Consider the following 567-nt stretch of genomic DNA (forward strand, 5'->3'; position numbering starts at 1 on the left):
GCGATGGAGGGGACCGCGCCGAGCAGGATCACGGCGTACATCATCGAGTTGTTCAGACCCAGCCACAGCACGGCCGGGGGCACCCAGGCCACCGACGGCAGCGACTGCAGACCGGACAGGATCGGGCCGATCGCGGCCCGCACGAACTTCACGCGGGCCACGAGCAGGCCCAGCGGTGTCCCGATGGCGAGAGCGAGGACGAAGCCGAGCAGACCGCGCGAGACGCTGGTCCAGATGTAGTCCAGGAGTGTGCCCTGGAGCCAGGCGGCCTCCACTTCGTCCCAGACGGCGGTGGGGGCGGGCAGCTTGTAGCTGGGCGCGACCTCGGCCCAGACCAGCACCTGCCACACCACCAGCACCAGGGCGACGGCGGTGACCGGCGGCAGCACCTTGCGGGTCAGGGTCTCGCGGACGGATGTGCGGCTTGCCTGGACGGTGTCGAGGGCGTCCAGGCCCGCTTCCAGTCCGGCCAGGTCGTTGCCGTCCTTGGCGGTGGTGTCAGTGCTGGCCATGGCGGCGGATCTCCCCACGCAGTTCTTCGGTGATCTCGACGGACAGCTCGGCGAC

Annotated in this window: 1 protein-coding gene; it reads right to left on the bottom strand. The window is 70.2% G+C overall.

Annotation, left to right across the window (positions count from 1 at the left end; genetic code table 11):
* A partial coding sequence (locus tag RMT89_RS40735) for an ABC transporter permease (protein ID WP_399498853.1) occupies nt 1-512 on the bottom strand: 512 nt, incomplete at its 3' end.
* Between the last annotated feature and the right edge of the window lie 55 nt (nt 513-567).

Source organism: Streptomyces sp. P17, from assembly GCF_032436805.1.
Classification (GTDB): domain Bacteria; phylum Actinomycetota; class Actinomycetes; order Streptomycetales; family Streptomycetaceae; genus Streptomyces.